The sequence below is a fragment of the Leisingera daeponensis genome (genome assembly GCF_019801465.1).
GTDB lineage: Bacteria > Pseudomonadota > Alphaproteobacteria > Rhodobacterales > Rhodobacteraceae > Leisingera > Leisingera daeponensis_A.
This window is the reverse complement of the sequence record NZ_JAHVJA010000001.1, coordinates 694,170-713,031: the sequence shown is the minus strand read 5'-3', so window position 1 is coordinate 713,031 and position 18,862 is coordinate 694,170. Positions and strand designations below refer to the sequence as shown.

Below are 18,862 nucleotides of genomic sequence, written 5' to 3'. Positions count from 1 at the left end.
CCCGGCGGCACGCCGGGCAGCGCCCGTCCCGCCCTCCGTCATGCCGGAGGCGTGCTTTCAGCACGATGGGGCGGGCGCTTCGCTTTCACCCCGCCGGGACCGGCGCTGCCCTTAGCATGATGCAACACGCCTCGGATGCGTCATAAATCAAGTTGTTTCAGTGTCTTATGGGAAGGTGTTGCGCACCCTGCGCACGCACCGCTTGCCAAATCTTCAGGCCTTTCTGTCCCTAATGATCCTCAGCAAAGGCGCACCAGCCCCACGGGCCGCCAGCGCCGGACACAAGCAATTGAGGAGCGGACCATGGTCTTTGACCTGCTGCGGCGCAAATCGCCCGATCCCCGGAAACCGGGCCTGGAACAGAAGGCCAGGCAGACCGCCCGCGTGGTCTCCTGGCAGGGTGCAGGCCGCATCGCCTGGAGCCCGCGCGACACCGTCTCCCTGACCCGCAGCGGCTTTGCCGGCAATCCGGTCACCCACCGGGTGATCCGCCTGATCGCCGAGGCTGCCGCCGCGGTGCCGCTGGTGCTGCAGGACAGCCGCCAGCGCTACGGCGCCCACCCCTGGCTGGCGCTGCTGGCGCGGCCCAACCCGGCCCAGACCCAGGCCGAACTGCTGGAGGCGCTCTACGGCCACCTGCTCCTCTCCGGCAACGCCTATGTCGAGATGGTCGCGGCGGAGGACGGCACCCCGGCGGAACTGCATGTGCTGCGCTCGGACCGGATGAACGTCATTCCCGGCCCGGACGGCTGGCCCGCCGGCTTCGACTATGCGGTCGGCGGGCGCAAGCACCGCTTCGCCGCCGAACCGGTCAGATCCCCGGTCTGCCATATCAAAAGCTTCCACCCGCAGGACGACCACTATGGTCTCTCAGCCCTGCAGTCGGCGGCAATGGCGATCGACGTGCACAACGCCGCCTCCCGCTGGTCCAAGGCGCTCCTGGACAATGCCGCCCGGCCCTCCGGCGCGCTGGTCTGGACCGGCTCCGACGGCCAGGGCCAGATGTCTGACGATCAGTTCCGCCACCTAAGTGAAGAGATTCAAACAAATTTCCAGGGTGCGCAGAACGCCGGCCGCCCGATGGTGCTGGAGGGCGGGCTGGACTGGAAGCCGATGGGCTTCTCGCCCTCCGACATGGAGTTCCAGAAGACCAAGGACACCGCCGCCCGCGAAATCGCGCTGGCCTTCGGGGTGCCGCCGATGCTGCTCGGCATCCCGGGCGATGCGACCTATGCCAACTATCAGGAGGCCCACCGCGCCTTCTACCGGCTGACCGTGCTGCCGCTGGTCTCAAAAGTCACCGCCGCGCTGGGGGACTGGCTGGCAGGCTGGACCGGCGAAGAACTGTGCCTGAAGCCCGATCTCGACCAGCTGCCCGCCCTGGCGGCGGAGCGCGAGGCGCAGTGGCGGCGGATCGCCTCGGCGGATTTCCTCACCACCGCGGAAAAGCGGCAGATGCTGGGCTTGCCCGAACAGGCCCCGGCCGCGACCCGGGCGGAGGGCGGACAGGATGACTGAGCACCCGATGCACGCCTTCGACTGTTCACCGGGATTGCGCCTGTCCGCGCACGAGCGGGTGGCCCAGATCCAGCACGAGGCCGTGAACCGCCGCCTCGACCGGATCGAGCAGATGATGGAACGGCTGGAAAAACGCCTTTGGCTCACTGTTTACGGCGTCGCCGCGGTGATCCTGGCGCAGGCCTTCCAATCCTTCCTGGCGGTGCAATTGCCGTAACACCGATGATTTGCGAGGCAAAGACGATGCAGGGAACACCCCGTCTGGAACATAAATTCGCACGCTTCGGCGAGGATCTCTCGCTGAAGGACGCAACAGAGATCAAGGGCTACGCCAGCCTCTTCGGCCAGACTGATCAGGGCGGCGACGTGGTCGAGCGCGGCGCCTATGCCGCCTCGCTCAAGGCGCTGAAGGATCAGGGCCGCACGGTCAAGATGCTGTGGCAGCACGACCCGGCGCAGCCGATCGGCGTCTGGGATGAGGTGCGCGAGGACAAGCGCGGTCTGTACGTCCAGGGCCGCATCCTCACCGCCACGCCGAAGGGCGCCGAAGCCGCGGCGCTGATCGGGGCCGGCGCCATTGACGGCCTCTCGATCGGCTACCGCACTTTGAAGGCCACCCGCGCCCCGGACGGCACCCGCCATCTCACGCAGGTGGAGCTGTGGGAGGTGTCGCTGGTCACCTTCCCGATGCTGCCCGCGGCGCGGGTGGCGGCCAAATCCTCCGGCGCTGAGGCAGGCGCCGGGGCGCTGCGCGCATTGGCCGCCGGCCTGCGCCAGATCACCCGCGATCTCAAAACAGGACACCGATCATGAGCAATCAAGACCTCCCGGCCGGAACCGGGGACGCAGCGCCCCTGGCGCATGAAGTGAAACAGGCCATCACAGGCTTTATTCATGAATTCAAGGGGTTTCAGGACGACGTGCAATCAAGGCTGAAACAGGCAGAAGAGCGAGTGACCATGCTGGACCGTAAGACAATCTCTCAGAACCGCCCCCATCTGGCCGCCAGCCAGGACGCCGGCGCGCCGCACCAGAAGGCGTTCAACGCCTACCTGCGCAGCGGCGACGACGACGGCCTGCGCGGCCTCGAACTGGAAGGCAAGGCGATGTCCTCCGCCGTGGGCAGCGACGGCGGCTACCTGGTCGACCCGCAGACCTCGGAAACCGTCAAGGCGGTGCTGAACGCCTCCGCTTCGATCCGCGCCGTGGCCTCCGTGGTGCATGTGGAGGCCGCGTCCTATGACGTGCTGATCGACCACAGCGAAATGGGCGCCGGCTGGGCCAATGAAACCGGTCCGTCGACGGAAACCTCCACCGGCTCCATCGACCGCATTTCGATCCCGCTGCACGAGCTGAGCGCGCTGCCCAAGGCGTCGCAGCGGCTGCTGGATGACAGCGCCTTTGATATCGAGGGCTGGCTGGCCGCCCGCATCGCTGACAAGTTCGCGCGCTCCGAAGCCGATGCCTTCATCAACGGCGATGGCGCCGACAAGCCACGCGGCTTCCTCGACTACACCGTGGCCGAGAACGGCAGCTGGACCTGGGGCAACCTCGGTTACATCGCCTCCGGCACCGATGCCGAGGTCGGCAACGGCGACGCCATCATCGACCTGGTCTATGCGCTGGGGGCGGAATACCGCGCCAACGCCACATTCATCCTGAACTCCAAAACCGCGGGAATGCTGCGGAAACTGAAGGACGCCGACGGCCGCTTCCTGTGGACCGACGGGCTGGCCGCGGGCGAACCCGCCCGGCTGATGGGCTACCGGGTGCTGATCGCCGAGGACATGCCGGACCCGGCCTCCAACAGCTTTTCCATCGCCTTCGGCGATTTCCGGGCCGGCTACACCATTGCCGAACGCCCCGACCTGCGGGTGCTGCGCGATCCCTTCAGCGCCAAGCCGCATGTGCTGTTCTACGCGACCAAGCGGGTCGGCGGCGACGTCAGCGACTTTGCCGCGATCAAGCTGATGAAATTCGGCGTGAGCTGACCGCTCACCGCTGATGGCGGACCGGCAGCCCGGTCCGCCGGCCGGCACGCACCGCCATAGTTCCTTGCCGTCTAGCTGCTCCCCCTCCGTCCGAGCGGCAGGGAACGGTGCGTGCCGGCCGAACCTTCCTACGGACAGCAGATCCGGGCCGGCTCAGGGGGTGGCCCGCAGGAGTGAGATGATGATGCTGAGCGAAGTGACCACCGTGCCCGAGGCCGCCCTGCCGCTGGCCCCCTTCAAGGCGCACCTGCGCCTGGGCACCGGCTTTGGCGAGGGCAGCCTGCAGGACGAGGTGCTGTTTGGCTTCCTGCGCGCCGCCCTGGCAGCGGTGGAAGGAAGGACCGGCAAGGCACTGATTATCCGGAATTTTGAACTGGAGCTAATGCATTGGCGCGACCGCGCCCGGATGGTGCTTCCGATTGCCCCGGTGCAGGACGTGACAGCGGTTGCCGTCCGCGATGCCGACGGCGCGGAGACGGTTCTGGATGCCTCCGCCTACCGGCTGGAGCGCGACAGCCAGCGCCCCAGCCTGATCCCGGCCGCCGGCCTGCTGCCCGCGGTTCCGGCCGGCGGCCTGGTGCGCATCACCCTGCAGGCCGGCATGGCCGCGGACTGGGGCGGATTGCCCGCCGATCTGGCCCAGGCGGTGATGCTGCTGGCGGCGCATTACTACGAATACCGGGCCGACACCGGCCTGCACGGCGGCTGCATGCCCTTTGGCGTCACCAGCCTGATCGAACGCTACCGCAGCCTGCGGCTGACCCTGGGAGGCCTGGCATGAAACAGCCCCCGAAGCTGACCCGGAAACTGGTGCTGGAAGACCCCCAGCGCGCCCCCGACGGCGCCGGCGGCTATACGGAGACCTGGGTGGCGCTTGGCACACTCTGGGCTGAGGTGAAATCGCTCAGCGGACGTCTGAACAGTGACAGCTTGTCCTTGCAGAAATACCGCATCACCTTGCGCGCGAGCCCGGATGGTTTTGCGTCCCGCCCGCGTCCCGATCAGCGGCTCCGCGACGGGAACCGGCTCTACCGTATTGATGCGGTTGCGGAAAACGGCCCGGATGACCGCTACCTCACCTGTTTCGCGGTTGAGGAGGTGAGCAGATGACCTATGCCATCGCAGGCGGGCTGCAATCCGCTGTCTATACCCATCTGATCGGCGACGCGGCGTTGGCTGCGCTGGTTGGCAGCGCCATCTATGACGCGATCCCCGCAGGCCCCTTGCCGCAGACCTACGTGGCGCTTGGGAGCGAGGAGGTGCTGGACCGTTCCGACAAGACCGCAGGCGGCGCCGAGCACCGGTTCTTTGTCACCGTCACCACCGACACCGCCGGATTTGCAGGTGCCAAGGCCGCCGCCGCGGCGGTCTGCGATGCATTGGAGGGCGCTTCGGTGCCGCTGCCGCGCGGGCAGTTGACCGGCCTGTGGTTCGACCGGGCCAAGGCGGAGCGTCTCAGCTCCGGCGGACGCCAGATCACCCTGCGCTTCCGGGCCCGGGTGGATGATGCCTGACCCTCTGAAACTTCTCGAAACCAATTGAAATACATGGAGAATCCCCATGACCGTTCAAAACGGCAAGGACCTTCTGGTCAAAGTGGACATGAACGGCGCCGGCCTGTTCGAGACGATCGCCGGCCTGCGCGCCACAAGGATCAGCTTCAATGCTGAAAGCGTCGATGTGACCAGCCTCGAAAGCCAGGGCGGCTGGCGCGAGCTGCTGGCCGGTGCCGGGGTGCGCTCGGCCAGCATTTCCGGCTCCGGCATCTTCCGGGACGAGGCCACCGACGAACGCGCCCGGCAGCTGTTCTTCGACGGTCTCACGCCGGAGTTCCAGGTCATCATTCCCGACTTCGGCATCGTGCAGGGACCGTTTCAGGTGACCGCGCTGGAATACGCCGGCAGCCACAACGGCGAGGCGACCTATGAACTGTCGCTCGCCAGCGCCGGCCAGCTCAGCTTTGCGGCGGTGTGACGATGCTGAACCCCCACGCAGGCGAGGCGGAATTGCTGGTGAACGGAAGGCCTTACGCGCTGAAGCTGACACTCGGCGCGCTGGCGGGGCTTGAGGCCGCGCTGGAGGAAGGCACGCTGGTGGATCTGGTGCAGCGGTTCGAACAGGGCCGGTTCTCCGCCCGCGACGTGCTGGCGCTGCTGGCGGCCGGCCTGCAGGGCGGCGGCCATGACCTCAGCCGCGAGGAGCTGGCCTCCGCCACCATCACTGGCGGCCCTATGCAGGCCGCACGGGTGGCGGCGGAACTGCTGGTGCGCAGCTTTGCCATGCCCGAGAGTCCATGACGGCCCTCGACTGGCCCGCCCTGATGCGCGCCGGAATGGCGGGGCTGAAACTGCTGCCGCGCGATTTCTGGCAGCTGACCCCGGCGGAGCTGCGGCTGATGCTGGGCGATGCCGCCGCACCGCAGCCGATGGCCCGGGACCGGCTGGCGGCCCTGATGGCGGCCTTCCCGGACGCCGCCGCCCCGAAGAACAAGGAGACAACAGATGACTGACTCATCCTCGATGGCGGAACTGGAATTGCAGGGCGAGGCTTTGGGGGAAGCGCTCGACGGAGCCTCCGGTATGGCCGCAGCCTTTGCAGATGTGCTGGGGCGGGTGAAGGAGGGTTTCTCCGAGACCGGCCGCGATGCCCAGATCCTGGACCGCAGTCTTTCCAAGGGCTTGCGCCGCGCTTTTGACGATCTGCTGTTCGACGGCGCCAATCTGTCGGAGGCAATGGACACCCTGGCGCGCTCGATGATCCGCACCACCTACAACGCCGCGATGAAGCCGGTGACGAACCACGCGGGCGGGCTGATTACCGACGGGCTGACCTCGCTGATCGGAAACATTCTGCCCTTTGCCAATGGCGCCGCCTTCAGCCAGGGCAAGGTGATGCCGTTTGCCAAGGGCGGCATCGTGACCGGCCCCACAGCCTTCCCGATGCGCGGCGCCACCGGACTGATGGGCGAAGCGGGGCCGGAGGCGATCCTGCCCTTGACCCGCGGCGCCGATGGCTCGCTGGGCGTGCGCAGCCAGGGCAGCGGCGCCGTGAATGTGGTGATGAATGTCAGCACGCCGGACGTCAAAGGCTTTGAACGCAGCCGCAGCCAGATCGCCGCGCAGCTCTCCCGTGCGCTGTCGCGCGGCGGCCGCAACCGTTAAGGAAGGATGGTAACACCATGAATTTCCATGAAGTCCGCTTTCCCGCATCGCTCAGCTTCGGCTCCGTCGGCGGCCCGGAGCGGCGTACCGATGTGGTGACGCTCGCCAACGGGTTCGAGGAGCGCAACACCCCCTGGGCGCACTCCCGCCGCCGCTATGACGCGGGCCTCGGCCTGCGCGCGCTGGAGGATATCGAGGTGCTGATCGCCTTCTTCGAGGCCCGCCAGGGCCAGCTTTACGGTTTCCGCTGGAAGGACTGGAGCGATTACAAATCCGCCCGGCCCAGCGCGGAAGTGGCGTTTGACGATCAGGTGATTGCGGCCGGTGACGGAAGCACCGTGACCTTCCAGCTGACCAAGACCTACCGGTCCGGCGCGTTCACCTATCAGCGCCCCATCGCCAAGCCCGTGGCGGGGACCGTGCGGGTGGGTGTCGAGCAGGATGAACTGCGCGAAGGCGTCGACTACGGCCTCGACACCGCCACCGGGCTGATCACCCTCGCGCATCCGCCGGAGCAGGGCCTGAGCATCAATGCGGGCTTCGAATTCGACGTGCCCGTGCGCTTTGATACCGCCAGCATCCAGACCAGCGTGGCGTCTTTCCAGGCCGGTGAAGCACCTGCCGTTCCGGTGGTGGAGGTGCGGGTATGACGCGCTTTTCCAATGAGTTGCAGGCCCATCTTCAGTCCGGCATCACCACCGTCTGCCGGTGCTGGGCGGTGGACCGGCGCGACGGCGCAGTGCTGGGGTTCACCGATCATGACTGCGTGCTGTCGTTCGAGGGCGTCGATTTCCGGCCCGGCAGCGGGCTGACCGCGCGGGCGGTGCAACAGGCCACCGGCCTCTCGGTCGACAATACCGAGGCGCTGGGGGTGCTGAGCGACGCCGCGGTGCGCGAGGAGGACATCGAGGCGGGCCGGTTCGACGGCGCCGGGGTGCGTTGCTGGCTGGTCAACTGGCAGGATGTCTCGATGCGCTGGCTGCAGTTCCGCGGCTCCATCGGCGAGATCCGCCGCGCGGGCGGTGCTTTTGAAGCGGAGTTGCGCGGGCTCACTGAGGCGCTAAACCAGCCGCTGGGGCGGATCTATCAGTCGCCCTGCACAGCGGTTCTGGGCGACGGGGTTTGCGGATTTGAAATGAACACACCTGGCTATGCATCTGAAACTGTTGTGGAAAAATCGAATCGCAGTGAGGAGTTTCTCTGGGGCGCGCTGCCGGGGTTCGAGCCGGGCTGGTTTACCGGCGGGCGCCTGACGGTGCTGAGCGGCGGCGCCGAGGGTCTCTGGGCGGCCATCAAGGCGGATCAGAGCGATGCCGCCGGGCGCAGGATCACTTTGTGGGAGCCGGTCCGCGCAGATGTACAGCCGGGGGATTTGGTCCTGCTGCAGGCCGGCTGCGACAAGCGCATGGAGACCTGCCGGCTGAAATTCAACAACCTTGTGAACTACCAGGGGTTCCCGGACATACCCGGCGAGGACTGGATCATGGCTGTGCCGCGGCAGTCCGGCATGAACACCGGCGGCAGCCGCCGGTGAGCCGGGTCGCCGAGGCCGCGCGGGGCTGGATCGGCACGCCCTATGTGCATCAGGCGTCCTGCAAGGGCGCGGGCTGCGACTGCCTGGGGCTGATCCGGGGCCTGTGGCGCGAGCTTTACGGCGCCGAGCCCGAGGCGCCGCCCGCCTATACGATGGACTGGTCCGAACCGCAGGGGGCCGAGGCGCTGTGGCAGGCCGCGGCACGGCATCTGCTGGCGAAACCTTTGGCCGAGGCTGCGCCCGGCGATGTGATCCTGTTCCGGATGCGCCCGGGATCGGTGGCGAAGCATCTGGGAGTGCAATCGGCGGTAACAGGCTTGAGGGCAGCGCCCGGCCCGGCGGAAGGCCCAGCGTTCATCCACGCCTATGCCGGCCACGGGGTTGTCGAAAGCCCGCTGAGCCCGCCCTGGCAGCGCCGCATCGTGGCGCGCTTTCTATTCCCGAAGGAGCTGATCTGATGGCAACCATACTTCTCTCTGCCGCCGGCGCGGCGGTTGGCGGCGCAATCGGCGGCACCGTGGCGGGGCTGTCCTCGGCGGTGATCGGCCGCGCGGTGGGCGCCACCCTGGGCCGGATGATCGACGAACGGCTGCTGGGGTCCGGCGCCGATCCGGTGGAGACCGGCAAGGTGGACCGCTTCCACCTGACCCAGGCCAGCGAGGGCGCGCCCATGGCACAGGTCTTTGGCCGGATGCGGCTGGGCGGGCAGGTGATCTGGTCCTCGCGCTTTCTGGAAACCTCCCAAACCAGCGGCGGCGGCAAGGGGCGACCAAGCCAGCCGCAGGTGACCAGCTACAGCTATACGGTGTCGCTGGCGATTGCGCTGTGCGAGGGCGAGATCGCCAGTGTTTCGCGGGTCTGGGCCGATGGCGAGGAAGTGGCGCCGAAGGATTTGAACATGACCGTCTACCGCGGCACGGCGGATCAGCTGCCGGACCCGGTGATGGAAGCGATCGAGGGGCCGGGGCTGGTGCCGGCCTACCGCGGCACGGCTTATGTGGTGATGGAGAATCTGGAGCTTGGACGGTTCGGCAACCGGGTGCCGCAGTTCTCCTTTGATGTGCTGCGGCCGGAGCAGCCCGCCAGCAGCACCTTTGCGCAGGACCTGGGCCAGCTGGTGCAGGGGGTGGCGCTGATGCCCGGCACCGGAGAATACGCGCTGGCCGCCGATACCGTGCAGTATTCCGGCGGGCCGGGCGATGCCAAACCGGCCAATGAGCATACGTCCTCGGGGCTGAGCGACCTCAAGACCTCGCTGAACGCGCTGGAGGCGGAGCTGCCGTCTTGCGGCGCGGCCTCGCTGATCGTGTCGTGGTTCGGGGATGACCTGCGCTGCGGCAGCTGCACGCTGAGGCCCAAGGTGGAGCATAAGGACGCCGAGGGAACCTTGGCCTGGACCGTCAGCGGCGTCACCCGCGCGGCGGCAGAGGAAGTGCTGAATGCGGACGGCGAGCCGCTTTATGGCGGCACGCCCGCCGATGCCTCGGTGATCCAGTCGATCCGCGAAATGCAGGGGCGGGGCCTCAGAGTGATGTTCTACCCGTTTATCCTGATGGACCAGGCCGAAGGCAACGCGCTGGCTGATCCCTGGACCGGAGGCGCCAGCCAGCCGCATCTGCCCTGGCGCGGGCGGATCACCTTGTCGGTGGCACCCGGTCAGCACGGTTCACCCGATGGCACAGCGGCGGCGGATGCGGAAGTGGCGGCGTTCTTTGGCACCGTGACAGCGGCGGATTTCACTGTTGGGGACGGCACCGTCACCTACAGTGGGCCTGATGAGTGGAGCCTCAGCCGGTTCATCCTGCACAATGCGGCGCTCTGTGCGGCGGCGGGCGGGGTGAAGGCGTTTTGCATCAGTTCAGAGATGCGCGCCTTGACGCAGATCCGTGGCGCCAGCGGGTTCCCGGCTGTGCAGGCATTGAAGGCGCTGGCGGCAGAGGTGCGCAGCCTTCTGGGTGCGGAGACCAAAATCGGCTATGCCGCCGACTGGTCGGAATACTGGGGCTACCAGTCGCCGGAGGACGACAGGTACTTTCACCTGGACCCGCTGTGGGCGGATGAAAACATCGATTTCATCGGGATCGACAACTACATGCCGCTGAGCGACTGGCGCGAGGGGGAGGATCACTTGGACGCGCAGGCGGGTGTGCCGTCGATCTATGACCTCGATTACCTGCGCGGCAATGTGGAGGGCGGCGAGGGGTTCGACTGGTATTACCATTCGCCCGAGGCGCGCGAGGCGCAGATCAGGACGCCGATCACCGACGGCGCGCATGATGAACCCTGGGTGTGGCGCTATAAGGATATCCGCAGCTGGTGGATGCATCAGCACCACGAGCGCATCGGCGGGGTCAGGCAGGCGGTGCCGACAGACTGGGTGCCGCAATCGAAGCCCGTCTGGTTCACCGAACTGGGCTGCGCCGCGATCGACAAGGGCACCAATCAGCCGAACAAGTTCCTGGATCCGAAAAGCTCTGAATCAAAACTGCCGCGCTATTCCAACGGGTTGCGGGACGATCTGATGCAAATCGCCTATCTGCGCGCGTTTCTGGGGCATTGGGGCGAGGCTGCCAACAACCCCGTTTCCGAGGAATACGCGGGGCGGATGCTGGACATGTCCAACGCCTATGTCTGGGCCTGGGACGCACGGCCGTTTCCGGCCTTCCCGAGCCGGGCGGAGATCTGGAACGATGGCGAGAACTACCTGCGGGGCCATTGGCTGAACGGGCGGGCCGGGCAGCGGACGCTGGCCTCCGTGGTGGAGGAAATATGTCACCGCACCGGGCTTTATGACATTGATGTCTCCGGCCTTTACGGCGTGGTGCATGGATTTGTGAACCCGGATGTCACGGACGCCCGCGCGGTGCTGCAGCCGCTGATGCTGCGGCACGGGTTTGATGCGGTGGAGCGCGGCGGGATTCTGATCTTTCGGATGCGCAAGGGCAGCGGGGCCGAGGCGCTGACACCGGAGCACCTGGTTGATAGCGGCGAGATGGACGGCAGCCTGGAATTGTCCCGCGCCAGCGAAGCGGAGCTGGCGGGACGGGTGCGGCTGCGGTTCACCGAATGGGGCGGCGACCATGCCGCGGCCTCGGTGGAGGCGGTGCTGCCGGATGAAGCAACGCATAGCGTCAGCCAGAACGATCTGCCGCTGGCGCTGACCCGGGCCGAGGCGCGCCAGACCGTCAGCCGCTGGCTGGCGGAGGCGCGGATCTCCCGCGATACGGCGCGGTTCGTGCTGCCGCCCTCGCTGCTGCAGCTGGGCGCAGGCGATGTTGTCGCCCTGCCGGTGGCGGGCAAGGACCAGCTTTACCGCATCGACCGGGTGGAGCAGGCCGAGGCGCAAATGGTGGAAGCAGTGCGGATCGAGCCCGGCACCTATGACCTTGCCGCGGTGGCGGAGGAGCTGCCGGGGGGTAATGCCTTTGCCGCGCCGGGGCCGGTGCTGCCGCTGTTCCTGGACCTGCCCTTGATGCGCGGCGATGAGGTGCCGCATGCGCCGCATCTGGCGTTGACTGCGCAAGCCTGGCCGGGAAGCGTGGCGGTCTACGGCTCCGAAGCGGATGAGAATTACCTCCTGGAGCAGGTTGTTGCGGCGCGGCAGGTGGTAGGCGTCACGGAAACGCCGCTGTTTGCCGCAGGCGCCGGGCGCTGGGACCTGGGGGCGGACCTGCAGGTGAAGCTGATCTCCGGTTCGCTGGAGAGCCGCACGGCGGAGGCGGTGCTGAACGGCGCCAATGCCGCGGCCATCGGGGACGGCACGCCGGGCAATTGGGAATTGCTCCAGTTCCGCGAGGCGGAACTGATCGCGCCGCGGACCTATCTTCTGCGCGGCCGGTTGCGCGGCCAGCAAGGCACGGATGCGGTGATGCCGGATGTCTGGCCTGCCGGTTCCTACGTGGTGCTGCTGGACGGCACGCCGGTGCAGCTGGACCTGGCGCCCGAGCAGCGCCGCAGGTTGCGCCACTACCGGATCGGGCCTGCCCGGCGGGCGCTGGAGGATCCGTCCTACCTGCATCTGCAGGAAGCCTTTGAGGGTATTGGCCTGCGCCCCTATGGGCCGGTGCATCTGCGGCTCGACGGGGGCTTGGGCGCGGACATCACTGCCGGCTGGGTGCGGCGCACCCGGATCGAGGGAGACAGCTGGGAGCTGGACGAGGTGCCGCTGGGCGAGGAATTGGAATCCTACCGCATCCGGGTGATGCGCGGCCCCGCTGTGCTGCGGGAGGAGACTTCCGCAATGCCGTCCTGGAGCTATCCGGCGGCGGTGCAGGCCGCGGACGGGGTGCAGGCGGGGGATGTGCTGGAAGTGGCGCAGCGGTCGGCCCGGTTCGGCGCCGGGCCTGCGGCGCGGCGGGTGCTGGGATGAGGCGGCCGGTGCTGCCCGGCGATGTGTCCGCGGTGGCGCGGGCTTTGCTGGCGGTGCCGCAGGACTGCCGCCTGTCCTTATGCCGCCGGATTTTTGGCGGCGCCGCAGAGGCGGCGGCGCATTGCGGGGTGCTGGGCCGCCTGCATCCGGTCTGGGGCGACGGCAGCCTGAGCGCGGCGGCGCGGCGCTATGATCTGTCCTGCGAGCCGTTTCTGGATGATCCGGACTACCTGAGCTGCACCCGGCTGGTGCTGCGGGAACTGGCGTCGGCGGCAGGGGGCCGGCTGGAGGCTCCGGCCCCCTGATCCGCGCAGGCAGCGCGGCCGCCGCACGGGCCGCCGGTTTCGCCCCCGGGTGCTGCCGGCCCGGGCCATTCATAACGAAAATGTACCCCATCACGGGTTTGCGTTTGCCGAAAAAGACCTTAGATGGCTATCTTGAGCGGAGAAAGGATGCATCGCCATGTTCAAAACGCAGCAAGCCGTCGCCTCTCTGGATCCCGTCTGGGACCGGATTACCAAGGAAGCGCAGGAGGCTGTCGACTCGCAGCCGCTGATGGGCGGGCTGATCCATGCCTGTATCCTGCACCACAAGTCGCTGCAGAAGGCGCTGTCCTACCGGATCTCGGCCAAGCTGTGCTCGAACGAGATGTCGATGACCATCCTGCGGGAGATTGTCGACGCGGCCTATGAGGCCGACCCCGGCATCGTCGAGGCCTCGCGCGCCGACCTGATGGCGGTTTATGAGCGCGACCCGGCCTGCCACCGGCTGCTGCAGCCGATCCTCTACTTCAAGGGGTACCAGGCGGTGCAGGCCTACCGGATCGGCCATTGGCTGTGGCAGCAGGGCGATTGGGATCTGGCGTATTTCTTCCAGATGCGGATTTCCGAGATCTTCGGCGTTGATATCCATCCGGCGGCGGAAATCGGCAAGGGGATCATGATCGACCATGCCCATTCCATCGTCATCGGCGAGACCGCGGTGGTGGGCGATAACGTGTCGATGCTGCACTCGGTGACGCTGGGCGGCACCGGCAAGGAGGAAGAAGACCGGCATCCGAAAATCGGCAACGGGGTGCTGATCGGCGCCGGCGCCAAGGTGCTGGGCAACATCAAGGTCGGCCATTGCAGCCGGATCGCCGCGGGATCGGTGGTGCTGGCGGAGGTGCCGCCGTGCAAGACTGTGGCGGGCATCCCGGCGCGCATCGTCGGCGAAGCGGGCTGCGATCAGCCGTCAGTCAGCATGGACCAGCGGTTTCCCAACGGATCGGAGTGAGGCTCAGGGCCGCGGGCCTTGGGATTCTGAGCATTTCTGCAAAGAAGTAGGGGGCGGCAGCGCCCCCTTTTTTGATGCGTGGCCGCTTGATGTTCTGCGGAAGCCTCAGGCAGCGCGCGGCGGGGCCTGGGGCGGCGTGTCCGCGCCGCTTTCGGGCAGCTGGAAGGCAGCGGCCAGGGTCCGGAGCTCGCCGGCATCGCCGCGCAGCTCGCCGACGGACTGGACGGTCTGCGCAACGATGCCGGTGTTGTCCCGGGTGGTTGCACCCAGCGAGCTGAGGTTGCGGGACAGACCTTCCAGCGCCTGCGAGTCGCGGGTGAAACGCTCGGCGGAGGTGGCGACGCGGGCGGAGATCCCGTCTATCCGGGCGATGATCCGGGTCAGCACCTCGCCGGTGTTGTTGACCTCCGAGACGCCTTTCTGGATGTGGCGGGTGGCGCTGGTGATCAGCTCCTTGATCTCTGTCGCGGCGTGCGAGCTGCGCTGCGCCAGGGCGCGCACCTCGCTGGCGACCACGGCAAAGCCCTTGCCCGCCTCTCCGGCACGGGCGGCCTCGACGCCGGCATTCAGCGCGAGCAGGTTGGTCTGAAAGGCGATGTCGTCGATCACCCCGGTGATGGTTTCGATCCGGCCCGCGCTCTGCTCGATACCGGTCATCGCCGCAACGGCGTTTTTCACCACGCTGCCGCTGGCGCCGGCCTCCTGCACCGCGCCGGAGGCCAGCCCGTTCACCTCGCGCACGCCATCGGCGGCGCTGGACAGGGACACCGTCAGGGTGCTGAGCGCCCGGGACAGGCTTTCCAGCTCCTGCGACTGGCTGCTGATGCGGCGCGAGAGGCCGTCCGACCCGGCCTCGATCCGCTCGCTGCGGGCCAGCACCGCGGAGGCGGTGCCCAGCACCTGCGCCAGCAGCCCGGCCAGGCTGGAGACCGCGGAGTTGAAGTCGCGGCGCAGCGGCTCGTAGGTTCCGGCAAGCGGCTGATCCATGCGGCAGGACAGATCGCGCCGGGCCAGCGCACCCAGGCCCGCGCGCAGCTGGTCCACCGCCTTGGCCTGGGCCTTGCGGTCAGCCTCGCGGGCTTCGGCCGCGGCACGGCCCTCGGCCAGGGTGTCCTGCAGCATGGCGATGCGGCGGGCAATGCGGCCCAGCTCGTCCTGGCGGGATGCCGCCTGCAGCGCGGTGCTGTAGTCGCCGCCGGTGATCCGTTCCAGCGCCGCCGCCAGCTCCTGCATCGGCCAGCCCAGCAGGCGTTTCAGGATCAGCAGGCAGCTGGCCATCGCAGCGGCCAGGATCAGCGCGCCCAGGGCTGCGTCGCGGCGCAGCCCGGCATTGACGGCGGCGAGGACCGGGGCCGGGTCCCAGGACATGATCAGGGCACCGCGCAGGGAGCCCTTTTTTGACAGCACCGGGTAAATCAGCGTGTAGCCGTCCGCAGATCGCCAGGGACTGCCGGTTTCTATGACCTGCAGCGCGGCGTCCGTCAGCGCGGCGGCGCGGTCCTGCGGCAGGCGGCCGGCCTCCGCCATCACCACGCCGTCGGATTTCATCGCCTTGGCATAGGCAAAGCTGGAAGCGGCGCGTTCGATCACATGCTGGATCTGGTTTTCGACGGTGCCGGAAAAGCCCAGCTTCATCGGCTGCTCGATCTCCTTGGCGGCCATGGTGGTGAGCTCGTGCTGCAGCACCCGCAGGGCATCCAGCGCCTGGGTCTGCAGCCGCTGCCCGGCGAGGAAGGCCAGCGGCAGCGCGGTGAGCAGCGCGAAGAGGGTGACAAGCAGCGCTATCCGCAGGTTCAGCGAACGGAACGGGCGGCGGCGGGGGGAAGGATCGGGCTGGGCCATATTTCTGCATCCGCAAGTGATCGTTGCCGTTGCGGTAATCCCGCGGGAATAAACGGAGCGTAAACCGGTGCCGGACGGCGGCGGAATGTCACCAAAACTTCATCCGGGCGTTACATTCGGCCGGTCCGGGCAAAGAATTTCCTTCCGTTCGGGGAGGCGGCAGAGGCCGGAGCGTCCGGGATCGCCGCCGCCGCGCAAGCCGCGGTTCCTGTTGCGGGCGGGCTGGGCCAACGGCGGTCCTGGCCGCTGGACAGCGGCGGCCGGGCCGTCTTGATTGATCGCGGTCCAGGGCGCATATGCTACTGGAAACGCGATCGGATTTACCGGCTCAAGAACGGGGGCAAAACTATGATTTACACGACCGAAGGCCGCGGGCGGCTCTATGGCTCGATCCTGGAAACGGTGGGGAACACGCCTGCGGTCCGGCTGAACCGGATCGCGCCCGGGCATGTCACCATGTATGTGAAATTCGAGGCGTTCAATCCGGCGGGGTCGGTGAAGGACCGTCTGGCGCTGAACATCATCGAGGCCGCCGAGCGCGAGGGCCGGCTGAAGCCCGGCCAGACCGTGGTGGAGGCGACCAGCGGCAATACCGGCATTGGCCTGGCGATGGTCTGCGCCGCCAAGGGATATCCGCTGGTCATCACCATGCACGACGGGTTCTCGGTCGAGCGGCGGCGGCTGATGCGGATGCTGGGCGCCAAGGTGGTGCTGACCCGCAAGGAAGACAAGGCAGTCGGGATGGTCAAGAAGGCCCGCGAGCTTGCCGAGCAGAACGGCTGGTTCCTGGCGCATCAGTTCGAGACCAAGGACAACGCCGACATCCACGAGGCCACCACCGCGCGGGAGATCCTGGGCGATTTCGAGGGCGCGCGGCTGGATCATGTGGTTCTGGGCTACGGCACCGGCGGCACCGTGTCGGGCCTCGGCCGGGTGCTGAAGGGCGCGCGGCCGGATCTGAAGATCACTCTCAGCGAGCCGTCCAACGCAGCGCTGGTGCAGTCCGGCGAAGCGCAGGCGCGCAACAGCGCGGGCGAGCCTGCGGCGACGCACCCGGCCTTCAACCCGCACCCGATCCAGGGCTGGACCCCGGATTTCATCCCGCTTGTTCTGCAGGAAGCGCTGGACCAGGGCTATTTCGATGCGCTGGAGCCGGTGAGCGGCGAAGAGAGCATCAGGTGGTCCCGGCGGCTGGCGGCGGAGGAGGGCATCCTCGCCGGGATTTCCAGCGGCGCCAGCCTGGCAGCGGCGATGAAGGTCGCCGAGACCGCGCCGGAGGGATCGGTGCTGCTGGCGGTGCTGCCGGACACCGGCGAGCGCTATTTGTCGACGCCGCTGTTTGAGGACATTGCAGCGGAGATGGACGCCGAAGAGGCGGCGCTGTCGGCCTCTACCCCTGGGTTTCAGTACTGAGCGGCGCGGCGCGGCTGGCCGGGTTCCGGCGGCGGCTGCTGCGGTTGAGTATTCAGGCAAAGAAGAAGGGGGCGGGACCGCCCCTTTTTTTCCGGCGCCGCGTCGGTCCGGCAAAGAAAAAGCCCCGGTTTTCGCCGGGGCTTTCTGTGTTTCTGGGGCGGCCAATCAGGCCAGCATCACCATCGGGTTTTCCAGGTTGTCCTTGATCGCGTTCAGGAGCTCTGCCCCGAGCGCACCGTCGATCACCCGGTGGTCGACCGAGAGGGTGACGGACATCACGGTGGCCACCGCCAGTTCGCCGTCCTTGCCCACCACCGGCTTTTTCACGCCGGCGCCGACCGCCAGGATCGCGCCGTGCGGCGGGTTGATCACTGCGTCGAAGTTTTCGATGCCGAACATGCCGAGGTTGGAGATTGCGAAGCTGCCGCCCTGGTATTCATGCGGCGCCAGCTTGCGGTCGCGGGCGCGGGCGGCGAGGTCCTTCATTTCCGCTGACAGCGCCGAGAGCGATTTGCTGTCGCTGTCCTGCAGAACCGGGGTGAACAGCCCGCCCTCAATGGCGACGGCAACCGCCACGTCGGAGGCTTTCATCTTCAAGACCCGGTCGCCTGCCCAGACCGCGTTGGCGTCCGGCACCGACTGCAGCGCCAGGGCGCAGGCCTTGATGATGAAGTCGTTGACCGACAGCTTGACGCCGCGGGCCTCGAGCTGCTTGTTCAGCTCGCCGCGGAACTTCAGCAGCGCATCCAGCTGAATGTCGCGGCGCAGGTAGAAATGCGGCACCTGCTGCTTGGCCTCGGTGAGGCGGGCGGCGATGGTCTTGCGCATGCCGTCCAGCTTGACTTCCTCGTAGTCGCGGCCCTCGTACATGCGGGCCACCTGATCGGCGGACGGGCCGGCCGGGGCGGCAGCGGCTGCGGCGGGCGATGCCCCGGCGGCTTCCGCCTTGGGCGCGGCGGCGGCCTGCGGTTTGGCGTCGATCACGTCAGCCTTGACGATGCGGCCCTTGGGGCCGGAGCCGGTGATTTGCGCGAGGTCCAGCCCCTTATCGGCGGCGATGCGCCGCGCCAGCGGCGAGGCGAAGATGCGGCTGCCGTCAGCGCCCTGCGGTGCGGCGGGAGCGGCTTTGGCTTCGGCTTTGGGGGCGTCATCCTTGGGCGCTTCGCTTTTGGCGGCAGCCGCGTCCTTGGCCGGTTCTGCGGCCGGTGCGGGTGTGCCGTTGGCGGCGGAGGACTGGATGTCATCGGCGCTTTCGCCGTCTTCCAGCAACACCGCGATGGGGGTGTTGACCTTCACGCCCTCGGAGCCTTCGGCGACCAGGATCTTGCCGACCACGCCTTCGTCCACGGCTTCAAATTCCATGGTGGCCTTGTCGGTTTCGATCTCGGCGATCAGGTCGCCGGAGGACACGGTGTCGCCCTCCTTGACCAGCCATTTGGCAAGGGTGCCTTCCTCCATGGTGGGAGAAAGCGCGGGCATCAGGATTTCGGTGGGCATGTCAGCGCTCCTCAATCAGAACAATTTGGTCATAGGGCGCCCTGGGGCGCCTGGTGCCGCGGGCAAGCAGGGTGATCGCGGCTTCGATCTTGTCTTTGTATTCGGCCATCCAGACGTAGGCCTCCTGATGGGAGGGCCGCGAACCGATCAGCCGTGTGTCCGCTGCCAGCCGTTCGGGCACCAGTGCGGTGACTGTGCGCCCGTCGACGGTCAGCGTGACGCGGTAGCATTCGGTTTCGGGATCGCGGCCCCTGATTTCCAT

At 67.6% G+C, this 18,862-nt stretch carries 21 protein-coding genes; 18 read left to right on the top strand and 3 right to left on the bottom strand.

Translation table 11 applies throughout. The features are described from left to right. Positions 1 to 303 precede the first annotated feature (303 nt). The 17 genes from KUV26_RS03430 to cysE all read left to right on the top strand — a co-directional run bounded on the left by KUV26_RS03430 (position 304) and on the right by cysE (position 13,848). The gene (locus KUV26_RS03430) at positions 304 to 1,518 is read left to right on the top strand and encodes a phage portal protein (protein WP_222507307.1); all 1,215 of its coding nucleotides are present in this window, start codon (positions 304 to 306) and stop codon (positions 1,516 to 1,518) included. Continuing rightward, positions 1,511 to 1,735 (top strand): hypothetical protein, encoded by a 225-nt coding sequence (locus tag KUV26_RS03425; RefSeq protein WP_222453187.1) that lies wholly within the window; start codon positions 1,511 to 1,513, stop codon positions 1,733 to 1,735. The genes KUV26_RS03430 and KUV26_RS03425 overlap by 8 nt, the downstream gene beginning before the upstream one ends. Before the next feature lie 26 nt (positions 1,736 to 1,761). Continuing rightward, positions 1,762 to 2,331, top strand: a complete 570-nt coding sequence (locus tag KUV26_RS03420; RefSeq protein WP_222507306.1) for an HK97 family phage prohead protease — start codon at positions 1,762 to 1,764, stop codon at positions 2,329 to 2,331. Then, positions 2,328 to 3,509: a phage major capsid protein gene (locus KUV26_RS03415; protein WP_222507305.1), complete on the top strand. Its 1,182-nt coding sequence runs from the start codon at positions 2,328 to 2,330 to the stop codon at positions 3,507 to 3,509. Before KUV26_RS03420 ends, KUV26_RS03415 begins: the two co-directional genes overlap by 4 nt. Before the next feature lie 181 nt (positions 3,510 to 3,690). Further along, the gene (locus tag KUV26_RS03410; RefSeq protein ID WP_222507304.1) at positions 3,691 to 4,290 is read left to right on the top strand and encodes a head-tail connector protein; all 600 of its coding nucleotides are present in this window, start codon (positions 3,691 to 3,693) and stop codon (positions 4,288 to 4,290) included. Then, positions 4,287 to 4,619, top strand: a complete 333-nt coding sequence (locus tag KUV26_RS03405) for a head-tail adaptor protein (RefSeq protein WP_222507303.1) — start codon at positions 4,287 to 4,289, stop codon at positions 4,617 to 4,619. The genes KUV26_RS03410 and KUV26_RS03405 overlap by 4 nt, the downstream gene beginning before the upstream one ends. After that, positions 4,616 to 5,023: a DUF3168 domain-containing protein gene (locus KUV26_RS03400; protein WP_222507302.1), complete on the top strand. Its 408-nt coding sequence runs from the start codon at positions 4,616 to 4,618 to the stop codon at positions 5,021 to 5,023. The genes KUV26_RS03405 and KUV26_RS03400 overlap by 4 nt, the downstream gene beginning before the upstream one ends. A 46-nt stretch (positions 5,024 to 5,069) precedes the next feature. Further along, a complete protein-coding gene (locus KUV26_RS03395) occupies positions 5,070 to 5,483 on the top strand; it encodes a phage major tail protein, TP901-1 family (protein WP_039170035.1) in 414 nt (137 codons plus the stop codon). Between the two features lie 2 nt (positions 5,484 to 5,485). Continuing rightward, positions 5,486 to 5,806, top strand: a complete 321-nt coding sequence (locus KUV26_RS03390) for a gene transfer agent family protein (RefSeq protein ID WP_222507301.1) — start codon at positions 5,486 to 5,488, stop codon at positions 5,804 to 5,806. After that, positions 5,803 to 6,018: a rcc01693 family protein gene (locus KUV26_RS03385; RefSeq protein ID WP_222503106.1), complete on the top strand. Its 216-nt coding sequence runs from the start codon at positions 5,803 to 5,805 to the stop codon at positions 6,016 to 6,018. Before KUV26_RS03390 ends, KUV26_RS03385 begins: the two co-directional genes overlap by 4 nt. After that, positions 6,011 to 6,670 (top strand): phage tail tape measure protein, encoded by a 660-nt coding sequence (locus KUV26_RS03380; RefSeq protein WP_222503107.1) that lies wholly within the window; start codon positions 6,011 to 6,013, stop codon positions 6,668 to 6,670. The genes KUV26_RS03385 and KUV26_RS03380 overlap by 8 nt, the downstream gene beginning before the upstream one ends. A 17-nt stretch (positions 6,671 to 6,687) precedes the next feature. Further along, positions 6,688 to 7,320, top strand: a complete 633-nt coding sequence (locus KUV26_RS03375; RefSeq protein ID WP_222503108.1) for a DUF2460 domain-containing protein — start codon at positions 6,688 to 6,690, stop codon at positions 7,318 to 7,320. Then, complete coding sequence (locus KUV26_RS03370) at positions 7,317 to 8,204, top strand: DUF2163 domain-containing protein (protein WP_222507300.1); 888 nt, start codon at positions 7,317 to 7,319, stop codon at positions 8,202 to 8,204. Before KUV26_RS03375 ends, KUV26_RS03370 begins: the two co-directional genes overlap by 4 nt. Continuing rightward, complete coding sequence (locus KUV26_RS03365; protein WP_222507299.1) at positions 8,201 to 8,662, top strand: NlpC/P60 family protein; 462 nt, start codon at positions 8,201 to 8,203, stop codon at positions 8,660 to 8,662. Before KUV26_RS03370 ends, KUV26_RS03365 begins: the two co-directional genes overlap by 4 nt. After that, a complete protein-coding gene (locus KUV26_RS03360; protein ID WP_222507298.1) occupies positions 8,662 to 12,573 on the top strand; it encodes a glycoside hydrolase/phage tail family protein in 3,912 nt (1,303 codons plus the stop codon). Before KUV26_RS03365 ends, KUV26_RS03360 begins: the two co-directional genes overlap by 1 nt. After that, the gene (locus KUV26_RS03355) at positions 12,570 to 12,878 is read left to right on the top strand and encodes a hypothetical protein (protein ID WP_222507297.1); all 309 of its coding nucleotides are present in this window, start codon (positions 12,570 to 12,572) and stop codon (positions 12,876 to 12,878) included. Before KUV26_RS03360 ends, KUV26_RS03355 begins: the two co-directional genes overlap by 4 nt. A gap of 157 nt (positions 12,879 to 13,035) precedes the next feature. Then, the gene (gene cysE, locus KUV26_RS03350; protein WP_222503113.1) at positions 13,036 to 13,848 is read left to right on the top strand and encodes a serine O-acetyltransferase; all 813 of its coding nucleotides are present in this window, start codon (positions 13,036 to 13,038) and stop codon (positions 13,846 to 13,848) included. A 105-nt stretch (positions 13,849 to 13,953) separates the two neighbouring features. Here cysE and KUV26_RS03345 read toward each other — a convergent pair whose 3' ends face one another. Then, positions 13,954 to 15,690 (bottom strand): methyl-accepting chemotaxis protein, encoded by a 1,737-nt coding sequence (locus KUV26_RS03345; protein WP_222507296.1) that lies wholly within the window; start codon positions 15,688 to 15,690, stop codon positions 13,954 to 13,956. Positions 15,691 to 16,038: 348 nt separating this feature from the next. Between KUV26_RS03345 and cysK the strand changes: the two genes are divergently transcribed. After that, positions 16,039 to 17,103 carry a cysteine synthase A gene (cysK, locus tag KUV26_RS03340; protein WP_222507295.1) on the top strand — a complete coding sequence of 355 codons (1,065 nt, stop codon included), beginning with the start codon at positions 16,039 to 16,041 and terminating at the stop codon, positions 17,101 to 17,103. A 165-nt stretch (positions 17,104 to 17,268) separates the two neighbouring features. Here the strand turns inward: cysK and KUV26_RS03335 are convergent, their stop codons facing one another. Next, positions 17,269 to 18,600 carry a pyruvate dehydrogenase complex dihydrolipoamide acetyltransferase gene (locus KUV26_RS03335; RefSeq protein ID WP_222507294.1) on the bottom strand — a complete coding sequence of 444 codons (1,332 nt, stop codon included), beginning with the start codon at positions 18,598 to 18,600 and terminating at the stop codon, positions 17,269 to 17,271. A gap of 1 nt (position 18,601) precedes the next feature. Beyond that, complete coding sequence (locus tag KUV26_RS03330; RefSeq protein ID WP_222507293.1) at positions 18,602 to 18,862, bottom strand: hypothetical protein; 261 nt, start codon at positions 18,860 to 18,862, stop codon at positions 18,602 to 18,604.